Source organism: Bradyrhizobium sp. AZCC 1693, assembly GCF_036924745.1.
In the GTDB taxonomy this organism is placed as follows: Bacteria; Pseudomonadota; Alphaproteobacteria; order Rhizobiales; family Xanthobacteraceae; genus Bradyrhizobium.
This window is the reverse complement of record NZ_JAZHSD010000001.1, coordinates 5,275,344-5,291,156: the sequence shown is the minus strand read 5'-3', so window position 1 is coordinate 5,291,156 and position 15,813 is coordinate 5,275,344. Positions and strand designations below refer to the sequence as shown.

Annotated in this window: 15 protein-coding genes; 7 read left to right on the top strand and 8 right to left on the bottom strand. The window is 63.9% G+C overall.

The features are described from left to right. Positions 1-151: 151 nt before the first annotated feature. Positions 152-1,330 (bottom strand): acetyl-CoA C-acetyltransferase, encoded by a 1,179-nt coding sequence (locus V1293_RS25195; RefSeq protein ID WP_334513143.1) that lies wholly within the window; start codon positions 1,328-1,330, stop codon positions 152-154. A 305-nt stretch (positions 1,331-1,635) separates the two neighbouring features. Between V1293_RS25195 and phaR the strand changes: the two genes are divergently transcribed. Beyond that, the gene (gene phaR / locus V1293_RS25190) at positions 1,636-2,235 is read left to right on the top strand and encodes a polyhydroxyalkanoate synthesis repressor PhaR (protein WP_334513141.1); all 600 of its coding nucleotides are present in this window, start codon (positions 1,636-1,638) and stop codon (positions 2,233-2,235) included. A gap of 164 nt (positions 2,236-2,399) precedes the next feature. On the opposite strand, the gene V1293_RS25185 is transcribed toward phaR, so the two are convergent. Then, entirely contained in the window at positions 2,400-4,091 is a 1,692-nt protein-coding gene (locus V1293_RS25185; RefSeq protein WP_334513139.1) for a bifunctional diguanylate cyclase/phosphodiesterase, read from the bottom strand. Positions 4,092-4,324: 233 nt separating this feature from the next. Between V1293_RS25185 and V1293_RS25180 the strand changes: the two genes are divergently transcribed. Further along, the gene (locus V1293_RS25180; protein WP_334513137.1) at positions 4,325-4,612 is read left to right on the top strand and encodes a hypothetical protein; all 288 of its coding nucleotides are present in this window, start codon (positions 4,325-4,327) and stop codon (positions 4,610-4,612) included. A 1-nt stretch (position 4,613) separates the two neighbouring features. On the opposite strand, the gene V1293_RS25175 is transcribed toward V1293_RS25180, so the two are convergent. Both V1293_RS25175 and rpmF read right to left on the bottom strand, forming a co-directional pair. Beyond that, the gene (locus tag V1293_RS25175; protein ID WP_334513136.1) at positions 4,614-5,339 is read right to left on the bottom strand and encodes a hypothetical protein; all 726 of its coding nucleotides are present in this window, start codon (positions 5,337-5,339) and stop codon (positions 4,614-4,616) included. A gap of 135 nt (positions 5,340-5,474) precedes the next feature. Next, on the bottom strand, positions 5,475-5,657 hold the full coding sequence (gene rpmF, locus V1293_RS25170; protein WP_028347701.1) for a 50S ribosomal protein L32: 183 nt from the start codon (positions 5,655-5,657) through the stop codon (positions 5,475-5,477). A gap of 500 nt (positions 5,658-6,157) precedes the next feature. Here rpmF and V1293_RS25165 point away from each other — a divergent pair, with 500 nt between their 5' ends. Next, positions 6,158-7,000, top strand: a complete 843-nt coding sequence (locus V1293_RS25165; RefSeq protein WP_334513134.1) for a M23 family metallopeptidase — start codon at positions 6,158-6,160, stop codon at positions 6,998-7,000. A 55-nt stretch (positions 7,001-7,055) separates the two neighbouring features. Here the strand turns inward: V1293_RS25165 and mtgA are convergent, their stop codons facing one another. Then, complete coding sequence (gene mtgA / locus V1293_RS25160) at positions 7,056-7,733, bottom strand: monofunctional biosynthetic peptidoglycan transglycosylase (protein ID WP_334513132.1); 678 nt, start codon at positions 7,731-7,733, stop codon at positions 7,056-7,058. Between the two features lie 176 nt (positions 7,734-7,909). Between mtgA and V1293_RS25155 the strand changes: the two genes are divergently transcribed. Both V1293_RS25155 and V1293_RS25150 read left to right on the top strand, forming a co-directional pair. Continuing rightward, positions 7,910-8,830, top strand: coding sequence for a polyprenyl synthetase family protein (locus V1293_RS25155; protein ID WP_334513130.1), 921 nt, complete (start codon positions 7,910-7,912; stop codon positions 8,828-8,830). A 27-nt stretch (positions 8,831-8,857) separates the two neighbouring features. Further along, positions 8,858-9,538, top strand: a complete 681-nt coding sequence (locus V1293_RS25150; RefSeq protein ID WP_334513128.1) for a DUF1345 domain-containing protein — start codon at positions 8,858-8,860, stop codon at positions 9,536-9,538. A gap of 96 nt (positions 9,539-9,634) precedes the next feature. Here V1293_RS25150 and V1293_RS25145 read toward each other — a convergent pair whose 3' ends face one another. Both V1293_RS25145 and V1293_RS25140 read right to left on the bottom strand, forming a co-directional pair. Next, complete coding sequence (locus tag V1293_RS25145) at positions 9,635-11,401, bottom strand: caspase family protein (protein WP_334516895.1); 1,767 nt, start codon at positions 11,399-11,401, stop codon at positions 9,635-9,637. Positions 11,402-11,641: 240 nt separating this feature from the next. Continuing rightward, positions 11,642-12,070 (bottom strand): GFA family protein, encoded by a 429-nt coding sequence (locus V1293_RS25140; RefSeq protein ID WP_334513126.1) that lies wholly within the window; start codon positions 12,068-12,070, stop codon positions 11,642-11,644. A gap of 102 nt (positions 12,071-12,172) precedes the next feature. On the opposite strand from V1293_RS25140, the gene V1293_RS25135 reads away from it, so the two are divergent. Then, complete coding sequence (locus V1293_RS25135) at positions 12,173-12,547, top strand: nuclear transport factor 2 family protein (protein ID WP_334513125.1); 375 nt, start codon at positions 12,173-12,175, stop codon at positions 12,545-12,547. A 130-nt stretch (positions 12,548-12,677) separates the two neighbouring features. Beyond that, positions 12,678-14,285, top strand: coding sequence for a Na+/H+ antiporter (locus V1293_RS25130; RefSeq protein ID WP_334516894.1), 1,608 nt, complete (start codon positions 12,678-12,680; stop codon positions 14,283-14,285). A gap of 62 nt (positions 14,286-14,347) precedes the next feature. Here the strand turns inward: V1293_RS25130 and V1293_RS25125 are convergent, their stop codons facing one another. Then, positions 14,348-15,688, bottom strand: coding sequence for a Rieske 2Fe-2S domain-containing protein (locus tag V1293_RS25125; RefSeq protein WP_334513124.1), 1,341 nt, complete (start codon positions 15,686-15,688; stop codon positions 14,348-14,350). Positions 15,689-15,813 lie beyond the last annotated feature (125 nt).

Sequence of the window (15,813 nt, the reverse complement as noted above, 5' to 3'; positions counted from 1 at the left end):
GAAACTCAATCTTTTAGGTTTGAAGCGTTCTTGAAAACGCTTGCGTAAGATGAAAATGCCCGGCACGAGACCGGGCATTTCATCTTTACCAATTCGAGCCGCGGTTGCGAGATGATCTTTTCATCATTCAACCAGTCACTCTGCCTTTAGTTCAGTCGCGTGCAATGCACATCGCGATGCCCATGCCGCCGCCGATGCACAGCGTGGCGAGGCCCTTCTTGGCGTCGCGCTTCTGCATCTCGTGCAAGAGCGTGACCAGCACGCGCGCGCCCGACGCGCCGACCGGGTGACCGATCGCGATCGCGCCGCCATTGACGTTGACCTTGCCGGTATCCCAGCCAAGGTCCTTGTTGACCGCGCAGGCCTGCGCCGCGAACGCCTCGTTGGCCTCGACCAGATCGAGGTCGCCGATGTTCCAGCCGGCCTTCTTCAGTGCGGCGCGGGACGCCGGGATCGGCCCGGTGCCCATGATCTTCGGGTCAACGCCGGCCTGGCCCCACGAGACGATGCGGCCGAGCACCTTCTTGCCTTCCTTGGCGGCCTGCTTGGCGGTCATCAGCACCACCGCCGCGGCGCCGTCATTGATGCCCGACGCGCTGCCGGCGGTGACGGTGCCGTCCTTCTCGAAGGCGGGCTTCAGCTTGGCCATCGAATCGAGCGTCGCGCCGTGACGTGGATACTCGTCGGCGCTGACGATGATGTCGCCCTTGCGGGTCTTGATGGTGACGGGCACGATCTCGTCCGTGAACTTGCCGGCCTTCTGCGCGGCCTCGGCCTTGTTCTGCGAGGCAACGGCGAACTCGTCCTGCTGGGCGCGGGTGATCTGGTATTGGCGGGCGACGTTCTCGGCGGTGTTGCCCATGTGATAGCCGTTGAAAGCATCCCAGAGGCCGTCCTTGATCATGGTGTCGACCAGCTCGAGGCCGCCCATCTTGACGCCGCCGCGCAGATATTGCGCGTGCGGGGCCATGCTCATGGATTCCTGGCCGCCGGCGACCACGATTTCGGAATCGCCGTTGAGCAGCGCCTGGTAGCCCAGCGCCACCGTGCGCAGGCCGGAACCACAGAGCTGGTTGACGCCCCAGGCCGGGCTTTCCACCGGGATACCGGCAGCGATCGAAGCCTGGCGGGCCGGGTTCTGGCCCTGGGCCGCGGTCAGGATCTGGCCCATAATGACTTCGGAGACGCGGCCAGGCTCAATGCCGGCCCGCTCCAGCGCGGCCTTGATGGCGACGGCGCCGAGGTCATGGGCAGGCATGGTGGCGAACGCGCCGTTGAAACTGCCGACCGGGGTGCGGGCGGCGCTGACGATGACGACATCGTCTGACATGGACATCTCCTGAGGTTGAGGTTTCTTGGACGGCGGGCGGGCCGGATGGCGTGCCTGTCTCTCACCTTATCCTGTTAACCCCGTTGACCCATGTCAATCGGCCAAGGCCCAAATTCCTTCTGCGGCGCATTCAAATTGATCCGCGTGAGGGTTTCCATAGCAGCGTCCATGCCTTGGAATTAACCGTGCCGCACAAAACGGTAGCCGAACCGCATTGAAAATGCTTACTTTGCTGCGTTGCGTTGCTCGTCTGCCCGTCGGCGATGCCGTCGGGCTCCCCGCTCTCGGTGTCGATGTGTGAGCTTATGGCAAAGTCAGACCAACCTACGACCATCAAGAAGTACGCCAACCGGCGGCTCTATAATACCGGCACCAGCACCTATGTGACGCTCGAGGATCTCGCGGCGATGGTGAAGGACGGTGAAGATTTTCTCGTCTACGACGCCAAGACCGGCGACGACATCACCCGCTCGGTGCTGGCGCAGATCATCTTCGAGCAGGAAAACAAGGCTGGGCAGAATCTGTTGCCGACCACCTTCCTGCGGCAGTTGATCCGCTTCTACGGCGACAGCATGCAGATGGTGGTGCCGAAATATCTCGAGCAGTCGATCGATACGCTGACGCGCGAACAGGAAAAATTCCGCAAGCAGCTCACCAACACGTTCAGCGGCACGCCGTTTGCGCCGCTCGAGGAACATGTCCGCCGCAACATGGAATTGTTTCAGCAGACGTTCTCGATGTTCAAGCCGTTCGTGCCGCCGCGCCCCGGCTCGAGCACGACCGAATCCGAGAAGGTGCCGGAGCCGGCGCCCGACGAAGACAATATCGACGACCTTCGCCGCCAGATGAAGGACATGCAGGAACGCCTCGAGCGCATGTCGAAAGAGCCGAAGAAGGAAGAGTAGACCTCTTCGTCGCATCTCTCTCCACTGTCGCCCCTGCGAAAGCAGGGACCCACCACCAGCGTAGATTGCTTACAGAAGGCGTCTGCCCGATTGCCCGATCGATGGGCCGCAGCGTATGGGTCCCTGCTTTCGCATGCTTTCGCAGGGACGACGGGCGGAGAGAGCTATCCTGCCGCAGGCAGCGACGCATCTCCCGCCACGGCCCACGGCCGTTCCGGCGAGGCCAGTCCGATCAGGCGGCCCTGGATGTAATCGCAGCCCCATTCGCGCAGCATCACGGCCGCTTCCTCGTCCTGCACCCATTCCGCCACCGTCTTGATCTGCAGGCGGTTGGCCAGATCGATCAGCGTATGCACGAAGGCGCGATCGTCCGCGGAGCGCGCGATGTTCTGCACGAAGGCGCCGTCGATCTTTACAATGTCGACCCCGAGCTTGCGCAAATTCCGAAACGAGGTGTAGCCGGCGCCGAAATCGTCGATCGCGATCTGGCTGCCGAAATTCTTCAGGCGGGTCACGAAGCCGCTGATATCGTCGATATCCTGGATTGCAACCGTTTCGGTGATCTCGACGATCAGCCTCTCGCCGGCACCGGGATGCGCCTGCATCAAAGATTCGATTGAAGTCCACCAGTCCGGATCCATCGTGGTGTCGGGCGAGATGTTGAGGCTGAGCCGCACGTTCGGCGAAGCCGCAAGTTCGGCGATCGCAAGTTCGAGCACGCGGTGATCGACCAGCCGGATCAGGCCCAGCCGCTCCGCGACGGGCACGATATCCGGCGCCAGCAGCGCCTGCCCGTCCGCCTGCTCCATCCGCACCAGGCACTCGTAGAACGCCGGCTGCCGCGAGCGCGCTTCGACCACCGGCTCGAACGCCGTGACGATGCGGCGCTCGTTGAGCGCGGTGACGATCTCGTCGGTGACGCGGATGTTGACGCGGCGCTGGGCGTCACGCTCGACATTCGGACGCCACAGCGCGAACGATCCGGCGCGGCGGCGCTTGGCGCCATCGAGTGTTTCCTGGGCGCGGGTGACGGCCTCATCGGCAGTGCGGGCATAGCGCGGGATGCTGATCGCGCCGATCGAGGCGGTCACCGAGACCGGGCCGGATTTGGTCGGGATCACCTCGTCGCGGATCCCGGCCAGGAAGCGCTCGGCCGCGGTATTGGTGTCGTCGACCGTGCAGTTCCTCAAGACCAGACCGAACTTGTTGCCGGAGAACCGGCCGAGCACGTCGCCGCCGCGCAGCCTGGCGCGGATGCGTTTTCCGACCTCGGCGATCACGGCGTCGGCGACGTCGAAGCCAAAGGCGTCGTTGACCCGCGCCAGATGATCGATGCCGATCAGCATGAAGGCGGAGGACGATCGGGAACGCATGGTTTCCTCGATCGTTTCCGCCAGCGAGGCGACGAGATATGTGCGATTGAGTTCACTGGTCAGCGGATCGTGCCTCGACAGCCGCATGAGCTGTTCGTCGCGGGCGCGGCGCTCATTGTTGACCCGGACGATGCCTTGCGCGCGAACCGGCTTGCCGTCAGGCCCTGCAAACCAGCAGCCGGTCTCCTCGATCCAGAGCACGGGCGCGGAGGCCGCGGCCCGTACGCCATATTCGATCCGGTAGGCGACGCCTTCGCCGCTCCGCGCCGGCGTCGATTGACTGATCGCGTCCGACCGGATCGAACGCAAGGGCTCGATCAGCTTGGCGAACTCGGTGGCGCTCGCCAGCGCTTCCGTGGGGATATCGGTGAAGACGGAACCGGCATTGTCGCTCCAGGCAATGGAGTCGGCCGCGAGGTCCCAGACGAAAGCCGCCTGGCCTAGCGCGGCGAGGATGCTGGAGGCTTCCGGGACAGAGGGCATCAGATCGCCTCGATTCGGGACACCGCCGGGTGATTCCCACAATCCTGAGGATACTGGCTCTTTCGAATGACAGGCTAGGCGAAGTTCATAAATAATCTGGAAACCACGTTTCGCAGACTTTCCGGACCTGCCCGGAACGAACGGGCACGGATCGGCATAGGCCTTGCGAGCATCAGGTCACAGTGGGGCGTTATGTCCCAAAACGTGACAATTTTAGCCGGTTACGGTGTGCGATGCTGGGTATCGATCGATCGGAAGAGATTTTGGACGGCGAGTTCGTCGACGCCGACGAGCCGGCCTGCGTCGCGCTGGTGCCGGTGACCCAGTCCGTACACTGGTCGCCGAAGCGGGTGCTGCCGCGGCCCGATCCGACCTTCGTCGCGCAGTTGATCGCGACCGCCGACCAGGCGCCGCAGACCCGCAGCCTGCGGCGGGCTTCGCTTGCGGATGCCCAGACAGCCTATGGTGCGAGCCAGATGCGGCGGTCCGGCACCGGCTTCCGGACGCGACAAACCATCTAGATCAGCGCTGATAAGGCGTGTCCGGCTTATCCGGCGATGGCGGAGAGCCGGAGCCCGGCTGTATTCCCGGCGACGGGATTTCCGGTGAAGAAACTTCCGGGGCAGGAACTTGCGGTGACGGCGCTGCCGGTGAAGCTTCGGGCGCGACAGCGGGCTGTACCGGTTTCGGTTCGGGGTGATCCAGCACGGATTCGGCGACCGAGGCTGCCGGCGGCACGGCCGGCGCCGCGGGCGCAGCCGTTGTTGCCGGTGCAGGGTCGATCTTAGGCTCGGCGGGCTCGACTTTGGGCTCGGCCGCCGGCAGCTCGGCTTTTTCGACGCTTTTCGTTACAGGCGCAGGCGCCGGCGCCACCGAAACCGCCCGTCGCCGCGTTCGCAGCGCGAGACCGGAGAGGAAATCCACCAGCGACAGTGCCGTCATCAGGAAATAGGTCGAGGTGCCGAACTTCGGCCACAGCACGAATTCAGCCGCCGCCGCGCCGAACACGATCAGCGACAGCAGATGGTCGGTGAGATATTTCGCGCCGGGGCGTGCGCCTTTGATGACTTCGGCCAGCAGCAGCAGGATGGCGAGCGTAAGCAGCACGTCGCTCAGCGTCACCGTCCACTCCGCCCCCGACATCAACGTCAGCTTCACCAACGGATCGGTGAACGACACGTCGGGCATCAGGAAGACGATGATGTTGTAGATCGCGAGCGGAATCAGAAGCAGCGGAAAACCGACCATGGGTATCGCGCCTTGCTAGGAAAACCGGAATGTCCCGGGCGAAGCATATCACTTCGCCTTATGGAACCGTTGGCCCACTCGTTGGCCAAATTCGGGCAGACGCCGCTGGCCGCGGCGCCTTTTCCCCTAATCCGGTCAGGATTCCTTCTTCTTCAGCACCTGCCGGCCCTTGTACATGCCGGTCTTCAGGTCGAGGTGGTGCGGACGGCGCAGCTCGCCCGAATCCTTGTCCTCGGCATAGGTCGGCTTCTTCAGGGCGTCCGCCGAGCGGCGCATGCCACGCCGCGAGGGCGATGTTTTTCTTCTGGGAACGGCCATAACGGTCCTCTAGGGGTGTTGTCGGAGGCATCGTCCGAAATGGGGACGCTGCGTCAGGCGCGAGCTGCGATGCCGATAAGGCCGCGCTTATAGAGGAAGGGACCCCGTAATGCTAGGGCGATCGCGCGGGAAAATCGCCGGAAAATGCACCGTGCCGGCGCTCCCGTCCCCGCGGACGGCCAGAGCGAGATTTTACTAGAACAAACCATGATCATTTGCTAACGGTCTCGTCTCTATTTGAGGTAGTTTCGCTGCGCTCTGTCACTTCGGAAGTTGTCCGGCGGCGTGGGAGATGGTTGGCAGGGGGTGCCGTGTTCCAGTTTTCAAGAATGGTGTGCCAATCCGCCGCCTGGATTCGGCCGGCCTGGGCATCTCACCGGCTCTGGAGCCTGGCAGGCATTCTATCGATGCTGCTGGCGGCTGACGCCGCGGCATTCGATTACGACCGATACAAGCCGGCGGATATCGATGTCATTTCCGCGAGGAAACCTCCGTCCGGGATGGGCGTCGATGTGTTTCCGGTACAAAGCTATCGGTTCGAGGTCACGCTGGCGGCACAGGCCACGCCTTGCGCAATCAATTTCCTGAAATGGGCAATGGTGACGTCGGGAATCCCCAAAGATTTCCTCGAGCGGGCTCCGATCTCGCGCTGCATCCAGGTCAAGTCCGCGAAGGGGAAGCTCTTCACGATGTACGTTCAAGACGTGCTTACCGAGCATCTGGAGAAAGAGGTGCCGCTGGGCGGGAAACTGACGCTTTATGCGGCCCTGATTTATTTCGACCAAAAGGGCCCGGGCATCGTCGTCAATGAATTCAGCGGTCCGCCAAGCCAGCAAGGCAGCGAAAAGGAGGCCGCAGACTGCGGCTGCGGCCAGCAATTCCATTCCGGATCGGACTACAGCGCCCCGGCAGGAACGCCTGTGCCGGTCATGGAAGACGGCATCGTCGTCAAGCTGGAAGACAACGAAACGGCAACGGTGGATACGCCGACCGCCGGTCAATGCGGGCGATATGTCGTGGTCAAACACAGCTTTGCGAACGGGCGCGCGGCCTACAGCCGCTACGCCCAGCTCGGCAAGCTGGTTGGCCATGATGGCAGGCCGATTGCGGTCGGACAGCAGCTCAAAGCCAAGGACACGATCGGCGAAGTCGGCAGCAAAGGACGGTTTCATTTTGAAATTCGTCCCGTAGACAGCGCCACGATGGATCAGAGTCCAGGATGGACGAAGCTTTACGGCGCTGATCCCGCCATGGATTGGTCGAGATATCAGACCGTCGATCCCGCCAAGTTCGATGCGGCGGTCTTTGGCGGAAAGGGCGCGGCTGCGCCAGAGAAGAAGTGACACTTGCCAATCCCAGCGAGCCTGTCTTCGCTCGCTTGGGCTGCTTGGGGCTGGATCAATAACCGCGATTCTCGCTCCAGCAGCGCTGAAGCGCCGCGGCATTGGCCCGCGCCATGTAGGTTCCGGCCAGACGGCGTACCCCGGGGCCAGGATTGCGGGCGCTGCGCCTGACCGGATTGGGCAGGATCGCCGCCAGCAAGGCGGCCTCGCGCGCCGAAAGCGTCGCCGCCGAACGGCCGAACGCGTAGATCGACCCGGCCTCGGCCCCGAACTGCCCGGACGGTCCAAGCTCGGCGATGTTGAGGTAGATTTCCAGGATCCGCTGCTTGGGCAGCACCAGATCGATCCACATCGCAAGTGGCAGTTCCAGCGCCTTGCGGACCACGCTGCGGCCCGGCCACAGGAACAGGTTTTTCGCCACCTGCTGGGTGATGGTCGAGCCGCCGCGGGCGGGCTCCCCGTCCTCGGCATCGTCGATCGCATCCTGCAGCGCGCCCCAATCGACCCCGCGATGGCTGCAGAATTTGGCGTCCTCGGAGCCCACCACCGAGCGCGGCAGATAAGGCGAAATCGCGTTGAAATCGACCCATTGCCGGGACACCGGCGCGCCCTTGAGCCAGCGCCAGGCCATCAGCGCCGATACCGGATGGCCGGTTCGGTAGAGCGGCGTCACCAGATAGGGCAGCAACAGCACCGCAAGCAGGATCAGCAGCAAAATTCGGACAATGCGCAAATTGGACGCTTCCGGTTCAACCCAAGCCGGCCCGAGGCCGATGAATTGGCCCCACCTCCGTGACATCTCCATGATATTTCGTGCGTTTTCCAGCGCTTTTGTGACCGGGATCATGGAATTGACGAAGCCGTTGCCATCAACGATTGTCCGGCCAAATTGATCTGGAGCTATTCTTAATGACCACCGCCACTGCCGATTTTGCCAAACGCCTCGACCAGACCGCGGACGATACCGAAGCCCTGCTGGCGAAGCTGTTGTCCGATACGCTGTTGCCCGACGAGATCGCCCGGCCGAAGCGGCTGATGGAGGCGATGCGCTATTCCAGCCTGGGCGGCGGAAAGCGGCTGCGGCCCTTCCTGGTGGCCGAAAGCTCGGCGGTGTTCGGAGTTCCGCGCGAAGCGGCCCTGTTGGTCGGCGCGGCCCTGGAATGCATCCATTGCTATTCGCTGATCCATGACGATCTGCCGGCGATGGACAACAGCGACCTGCGCCGCGGCCGGCCCACGCTGCACAAGAATACCGACGACGCCACCGCGATCCTCGCCGGCGACGGGCTGTTGACGCTGGCGTTCGACATCGTCACCCGCGACGAGATCCACAACGACGCCACGGTGCGCCTGTTGCTGACGCGCGCGCTGGCGCGCGCCTCCGGCATCGGCGGCATGGTCGGCGGCCAGATCCTGGACCTCGCGGGCGAAGGCCGGTTCGGCGACCGCGAACCGGTCGACGTGGCGCGGCTGCAGCAGATGAAGACCGGCGCGCTGCTGCGCTATGGCTGCATCGCCGGTGCCATCCTCGGCCAGTCCACGCCGAAGGAGTATCAGGCGCTCGACGATTACGGCCGCGCGCTCGGCGAGGCGTTTCAGATCGCCGACGACCTGCTCGACGTCGAGGGCGACGCCGCCGCGCTCGGCAAGCAGACCGGGCAGGATGCGGCCTTGGGCAAGACCACCTTCGTCACCCAGCTCGGCATCGACGGCGCCAAGCAGCGCGTGCGCGATCTGCTGGCACGTGCCGATTCAGCACTCTCGATCTTCGGCGCGAAGGGCGACACGTTGCGGGCAGCCGCCCGCTTCGTCGCCGAGCGCAAGAGCTAGCAAGAGCTAGCGAGATAAAGGCAGCGGATGAGCGAGGAATTCGAAAAGCACCTTGTCCGGTTCCGCAAGCTGCCGCTGCCGGTCCGCGTGGTCTATGGGCGGCCGCGGACCTTCATCGCGCTCGCGCTCGGTGTCGTCATATTCTTCCTGCTGCCTGACACGCGGCGGCTGGCGACACGTCTCATCGTCGGCTGGGATGTCTTCGCCGCACTATATCTCGTACTCGCCTACATCATGATGCTGCGTTGCGACATCGCCCATATCCGACGCAGCGCGGTATTGCAGGATGACGGGCGGTTCCTGATCCTGTTGTTGACCGCGTTCGGCGCCCTCGCGAGTCTTGGCGCGATCGTGTTCGAGCTCGGCGCCTCGAAAGGCGATCCGGCCGGGCTGATCCTGGCTGTTGTGACGATCGTGCTGTCATGGACGATCGTACACACCGCCTTTGCGCTGCACTACGCGCATGATTTCCATCGCGGCAAAAGCCCTGGCGGCCTGCAGTTCCCGAGCGGCGACGCGCATGTCGAGGCCGACTATTGGGACTTCGTCTACTTCTCGTTTGTGATTGGCATGACCGCGCAGGTTTCCGACGTTGGCATCACCGACAGGATCATCCGCCGCACCGCGACGGTCCACGGCATCATCTCGTTCGTGTTCAACACGGCGCTGCTGGCCCTGATGGTGAATATCGCGGCGAGCGCGATCTGAGCCCCTGTCGTCCCGGACTGGAATCGGACCCGGCCCCTGCCGTCAAGACAGAGATGAGCCGGGGCCGCAGCGTGTTCGATAACGCGCCGCTATTTGCTAGGGGCACACGCCCGACATGATGGCCTGGTATCCGTTGCAACCCTGAGCCCGTTCAAGGCCGGTAAGCGGCTGGCCTTTGGACCCCAGCCCTGGACCAGTCGGTGTTTGGGAACGCCTGACGATAACTTGCCTGGGCTCCGGAGCTTGCCTTGCTTCGGGAACCCGCCTTGCTTCCGGCCTGTCGCGCGTTGCCACCGGCTTTTTGGCGCGACGTTTCTCGCATTCATTGTCGTCGTTGAGGAACGAGCCCTCGGCGCAGGTGATCTTGGTGCAGCGGTCGCCATCGGCCCGGAAGCCGTGTTCGCACACCAGCGGGCACACCCGTGACGACTTCAGCTTGAGCGTATCGAGCGTATCGACGCTGGCGACCTTGGTATCGAGCCTGGTTCCGGCGTAGCGGTTGAACTGCGTCAGCGACCGCTGCGAGGCGTTGTTCCAATTGCCATCGGCGTTGCCGGTCAGGCAGCCGACGCGGCGCAGTTCGGCCTGCACCGACTTGGTGACATCATCCTGCGGCGGCCCCGCGGCGAGCGCGGCAACGTTCACCGCCTTGTCCTTGTCAGCGGCTGCCGGAGCCGACGCCTTGTCGGCGGCAGCGCTTTCGGCGGCGACGCGCTTCTGTTCGGCTGCGGCCGCCTGGTCCTGCGCCACCTGCTTGGCCTTTTCAGCCGCGATGCGCGCCTGCTCGGCGGCCTTGGCTTCGGCTTCGGCCTTTGCCTGCTGCGACTTCCGGGCGCCCTCGGCGGCGAGCCGCGCCCGCTCCTGCTCGGCCTGCCGCGCTTTTTCGGTCGCCGCGACACGCGTTTCCTCGGCGGCGATCTTGTCGAGCTGAAGCTTGGCAAGGCTCGCGTAGAAACCATCAGGATATTGCGCCAGGAAGGCGTTGAGCGCGCTCTTGTTGCCGATCTGCAGCGCGAGTTCGTAATCGCGGCGGGCTTCGGCCTGCGCGCTGGGGGCTGGCGTCGCAGCAGCCGCCGCCGGACGGGGCGCCGGCACCAGCGGCACGTCTTCACCGCCGAGCGAGCCATACACAAAGGGTTCCTGCCGGTTGTTGGTGGTCTTGAGCACCTCGTCGCGCACGAAGCCGAACGCGCGGCGCACGTCGAGCCCCGGCTTCGTCAGATGGTGCGACAGCGCCGCCGTAAACGGGCTGTTCTTGCCGTCACCGTCGGCCGCGGTGGACCCGGCCTTGGCCGAATAGGCGATCAGGACGTTCGGGCTGGTCGGTTCGACCTTGGCCAGACCCTGCCCGATCGCGCGCGAAGCGACCGTGCGCTTCATGGTCCGGGCGAACGGATTGTCGCGGCAGGCGTCGAGAATCACCAGGCGGAGTTTTTTGGCCGGCTCGATCGCAATCAGGATGCGGTCGAGCGAGAGGCCCTCGTCATAGATGTCGGTGTCGCGTTCCAGCCGCGCATCGACCGGGATCAGGTAGTTCCCGCCGTCCACCTCGATGCCGTGGCCGGCGTAATAGACCACCGCGATATCGGCATCGCGGGCACGATCGGCGAAATCGCGCAGCGCGCGACGGGTTTCGGCCGCCGGCAGGTCGCGGCGGGAATCGACGACGTCGAAGCCGGCGTCCTTTAGCGTCGACGCGATCTTGGCGCTGTCGTTAACCGGATTGGCCAGCGGCGCGACATTCTGGTAGTTGGAATTGCCGAGCACCAGCGCCACGCGCTTTTCGGCAAACGCCGGCTCGCTCACCAGCAGGAAGGCGGCGGCTGCAAGTGCCCATCGGCACAACTTGTGCGATCCAGACATCATCATGACTCCTCCGGAGCCCTTGTACTTTTTTACCACACCGGCCTGCCTACCAGAAGCCGCAGCCCGGCTTTGTGAGTTAAGTCACGATCCACGCTGATGTGAATCGCGCCATCGCCTTATCCTTAGTCGGGCCAGCGCCCCGTCGGTTCGGCCATGGCCGGTCACCTTTTTCGCCGGGTTCCCGTCCAGATACAAACCTCCGGCGACGAGCATCTATTCCCGGAGCGCGTGAGCCGCTCAACGCGGCACGACATGCTCCCGGTATTGCGGCAGGTCGTCCGTGATCGCGAACCACGATGCCTTGGAGCCGACGAAGATGTGAGCGGTCGGGCGGATCGAGGGATCGTCGACCAGCGTGCCCATGGCGACATGGACGAAAGCGCCTTCGCGCACCACCGAATAGAGCAGCGAGCCGCATTTCCGGCAATGCGCATCGTGGCCGGCCTCGTCGCCATGGATCATGAGATCGTCCTCGCCCTTGGTGACGCTGAATTTGTCGCGCGCGATGCCGGCGAACGGCTTGAACGCCGCACCGGTGGTGCGCCGGCAATTCGAGCAATGGCAGTTCAAGGCGTAGCCGAATTCGTCAGCCACGGCGTACCTGACCGCGCGGCAAAAGCATTCTCCGGCAAGAATGCGAGCATTCGATTTTGTTGAACCCGCCACCTGCAACTCCTCGCAACCGTGATGAGGTCAGCCTAGCGCAATGAAGCGGTTCGTGGCTTAATTCAGTTCGAACAAATTTTCTTTTCGCCGGGAGGAACCGCCGTGAGTCACGACCGATCGACCGTGGAAGCCGTGGTGAAGAACTATTTCGATGGCCTGTATGAAGGCGATGCCGACAAGCTCGGCGCAATCTTCGATTCCACCGCCGATCTGCGCTGGCTGGAGAAAGGCGAGTTGCAGGTGCTGACCGTGCCGGACTGGCTCGATCGCGTGCGCAAGCGGCCGTCCGCCAGGGCTGAAGGCAAGCCGCGGGAGGATTTCATCGTCACGATCGACCGCTCCGACGATCAGACCGCCTTCATCAAGGTGCGCTGCCAGTTGCCGCCGCGCTATTTCACCGATTATCTGGTGGCAATGAAACTGCGCGACGGCTGGAAGATCGTTTCGAAATCCTACCGCTACGATCTGCGCGAGTAATAGCCACTCAGGCCTGCGCCCCCGCCGGTGCAGCCTCCCTCGCTCGGCGCCGATTTGATGGTGACGTCATGGCCAATCCAGTTCACGTCGCCTGCGATATCGCCGCTGGCGACGTGCGAATGGGGCGATGATGGAAGCCAAGTTTCAGATCTTTTTGATCCTGCTCGCCGTGCTGGCAGGGACCGCGCTGCTGGCGCGGCGAATCAACGTCGCACCGGCCATCCTGCTGCTGCTCGCGGGCATCGCGCTCGCCTTCGTGCCGGGCATGCCGGCGGTGGAATTGCCGCCCGAGCTGGTGCTGCTGGTATTCCTGCCGCCGCTGATCTATTCGGCGAGCGTCGCCATGAGCTGGCGCGAATTCAAATCCAATCTCCGTCCGATTATCCTGCTGTCGGTCGGCTGCGTGATCTTCACCGCCTTCGCGGTCGCGACCGCGACACATTATCTGATCGGGCTGCCCTGGGGCGTTGGCTTCCTGCTGGGCGCAATCGTCGCCCCGCCGGACGTGGTGGCGCCCTTGGCCATTGCGCGCAAGCTCGGCATGCCGCGCCGCATCCTCGTCGTGCTCGAGGGCGAGGGGCTCGCCAACGACGCCACCGCGCTGATCCTCTATCGCTTCGCCGTAGCGGCGATTTCGACCGGGCTGTTCTCGCTGCCGAAGGCCACCGGCACCTTTGCCGTCATCGTGGTCGGCGAAATCCTGTTCGGGGTGGCAATCGGCTGGCTCTCGCTGCGCGCACGCCATCGCGCGCGGGACCCGCAGGTCGAGATCACGCTGTCGCTGATCACGCCCTACCTCGCCTTCTGGATTCCCGAACATCTCGGCGGCTCCGGCGTGATCGCGACCGTGGCCTGCGGGCTCTATATCAGCTGGAACGGGCCGCTCCTGATTTCATCGGCGACGCGACTGCAGGGCATCTTCTTCTGGGACCTCGTGATCTATCTGGTCGAAGGCCTCCTGTTCCTGCTGACGGGATTCCAGATGCGGTTGCTGTTCGAGAAATCGAAGGCGTTTCCGCTGCAGGAAATCCTGTTCGCCACCGCGCTGGTCGCCATCATCGTCATCGTCGCGCGCTTTGCCTGGGTCTATCCCGCAACCTATCTTCCGCGTCTGATCAGCAGACGAATCCGTGAACGTGATCCGCCGCCATCCTGGCAGACCGTGTTCGTGGTGGCCTTCACCGGCGTGCGGGGCGCGGTGTCGTTGGCCGCAGCGCTGGCGTTACCGTTGGCACTGCCCGGCGGTGAAGGCTTTCCCCATCGCGACATGATCCTGTTCGTCGCCTTCGGCGTCATCTTCATCACCCTGGTGGGATTGGGGCTTGGACTGCCGGCGGTGGTGCGATGGCTGGGCGTCGCCAAAGACGGCCGCAGCGAGTATGTCGCGGAACATGAGGCCGAGATCGCGGCCCGGCGCGAGGCGCTTGATGCCGCGCTCAAGTCGCTCGACGCCATCACCGACGACCGCGAACTCTCCGATGAAGTCGTGAAGCTGCTCAGGGCACGGCATGAAATCCGCGCCAACCAGCTACCCAATTCACTCGACCCCGGCGCGCACGACATGACGGCGGCCGGCACCGCGCTGACGCGCGAATTGATCGCAGCGGAACGGAAGTTCATCCACGTCCTGCTCCGCGACGGCAAAATCACCGACGAAACCAGGCGGCGGATCGAACGCGACCTCGACCTGGAGGAAGCGAGCTTGAGCAATCGGGAATATCGGAAGATCGCGCTGTAGAAGCCGTCATTGCCTGCGACAAACGCAAAGCGTTTGCGCAAGGGAGCGGCGATCGACAGCTCCTACTCCGCCGCCGCGTTCCTGCCGGGATGACCGACATAGCCCGCCGCGTCGCCGAACCGCTCGATCATGACCGCCGTGAGGTCCTTGGCCTTGCTGGTCACGCAGGCGCCGGAGCGCACCGCATATCGATCCTGATGCCTGAGATGCGGCGGCGCCTCGCCCTTCTGCAGCGCGCGGGCGGCATCCATGACGAGCTTGCGGAAATGCATGATGCCAAGATCGGTCGGGCCGAGATGTTCGCGGGTGCGGTCGGCGATCGGGCCCTGGCTGTCCTGCACGGCGGCGTCCTGTTCGGACACGCCCTTGATGCCGGTGTAGCTGTTGGTCTTCTGCAGCTTGCGATCGATCAGGTAGTCGTTCGATTTGTTGCGCAGCGGCATGTAATTCTCGTCGACCTCCGACATCACGCCGTTGCCGCGGCCGTAGCCGTCGCGCTCGGCCTGCGTCAGCGGACGTTCCGGATTCCAGGCATAGGTGAAGATCCAGCAGCTGGTATCGGTCACCGGGATGAAACTCTGGCCGAAAATATTCTCGCCCGGCATCGAGCTCGGCGCATAGGCGTGAACCGGCATCAGGAACTGGGCGATGCGCCAGTAAATGTTGTCGGTTCCGGTGAGCCGTCCGCCGGCGACCGTGAGGCCGGCCTCGTGCGGATTGATCTTGATCACCGGGCGCGGGTCTTCGGCGATCCATCGCATGTGGTCGGTCGCGACCCGTACAAGCGGATTCACAAAGTGTTTCTTGATGTCGAGGATCTCGTTCTCTTCCTTCTCGAAGGAGAGATGCGCGAAGGTGAAATGCGCGGTGTCGATCGAGCCTTCCAGCGCCTGCACCCAGTTGCAGTCCTGCCACTTCTTCGAGACGTAGCGGTGCGAGGCCGGCACCAGCGCCATTTCCAGATCAGGCAATTCGGGGACCTGATCGGCCGGGCCCATATAGGCCCAGATCATGTCGCCCCATTCGCGCACCGGATAGGACTTGATGCGGATCAGGTCTTTGGCGTTGAGGTCGGGATAGGAGGTCGGCATGTCGACGCATCGGCCGTCGGTGTCGAACTTCCAGCCGTGATAGACGCAGCGAATGCCGCATTCCTCGTTGCGGCCGAGCCAGAGATTGGCGCCGCGGTGCGGGCAATACTGATCGATGACGCCGACGACGCCGCGGGTGTCGCGGAAAGCGAGCAGCTCCTCGCCCATGACGACGATCTTTTTCGGCGTGCCATCGGGCTCCGGCAATTCTGCGGAAAGCAGCACCGGGATCCAGAACCGGCGCAGCAATTCGCCCATGCCAGTGCCTGCACCACTCTCGGTGAGGAACTTGTTGTCTTCGGCGCGGAGCATGGGGCGTCCTCCGGTTTTGTTTTGCTTTTGCCGGAGAGTGGCGCAGAGGCGACGAGACGTCAACGCGCCTTGCGGGGGCCGCGACGCGCGGCCCCCACCTGTCTTGGGTCTCAACGGGCAACGCC

What these genes read in the sequence shown, in the direction of transcription:
- V1293_RS25125 (WP_334513124.1), bottom strand. Translation starts at nt 15,688, where the DNA reads ATGCTCCGCGCCGAAGACAACAAGTTCCTCACCGAGAGTGGTGCAGGC.
- V1293_RS25130 (WP_334516894.1), top strand. Translation starts at nt 12,678, where the DNA reads ATGGAAGCCAAGTTTCAGATCTTTTTGATCCTGCTCGCCGTGCTGGCA.
- V1293_RS25165 (WP_334513134.1), top strand. Translation starts at nt 6,158, where the DNA reads ATGGGCGTCGATGTGTTTCCGGTACAAAGCTATCGGTTCGAGGTCACG.
- V1293_RS25155 (WP_334513130.1), top strand. Translation starts at nt 7,910, where the DNA reads ATGACCACCGCCACTGCCGATTTTGCCAAACGCCTCGACCAGACCGCG.
- V1293_RS25195 (WP_334513143.1), bottom strand. Translation starts at nt 1,330, where the DNA reads ATGTCAGACGATGTCGTCATCGTCAGCGCCGCCCGCACCCCGGTCGGC.
- V1293_RS25185 (WP_334513139.1), bottom strand. Translation starts at nt 4,091, where the DNA reads ATGCCCTCTGTCCCGGAAGCCTCCAGCATCCTCGCCGCGCTAGGCCAG.
- V1293_RS25180 (WP_334513137.1), top strand. Translation starts at nt 4,325, where the DNA reads ATGCTGGGTATCGATCGATCGGAAGAGATTTTGGACGGCGAGTTCGTC.
- V1293_RS25150 (WP_334513128.1), top strand. Translation starts at nt 8,858, where the DNA reads ATGAGCGAGGAATTCGAAAAGCACCTTGTCCGGTTCCGCAAGCTGCCG.
- V1293_RS25175 (WP_334513136.1), bottom strand. Translation starts at nt 5,339, where the DNA reads ATGGTCGGTTTTCCGCTGCTTCTGATTCCGCTCGCGATCTACAACATC.
- rpmF (WP_028347701.1), bottom strand. Translation starts at nt 5,657, where the DNA reads ATGGCCGTTCCCAGAAGAAAAACATCGCCCTCGCGGCGTGGCATGCGC.
- phaR (WP_334513141.1), top strand. Translation starts at nt 1,636, where the DNA reads ATGGCAAAGTCAGACCAACCTACGACCATCAAGAAGTACGCCAACCGG.
- V1293_RS25145 (WP_334516895.1), bottom strand. Translation starts at nt 11,401, where the DNA reads ATGTCTGGATCGCACAAGTTGTGCCGATGGGCACTTGCAGCCGCCGCC.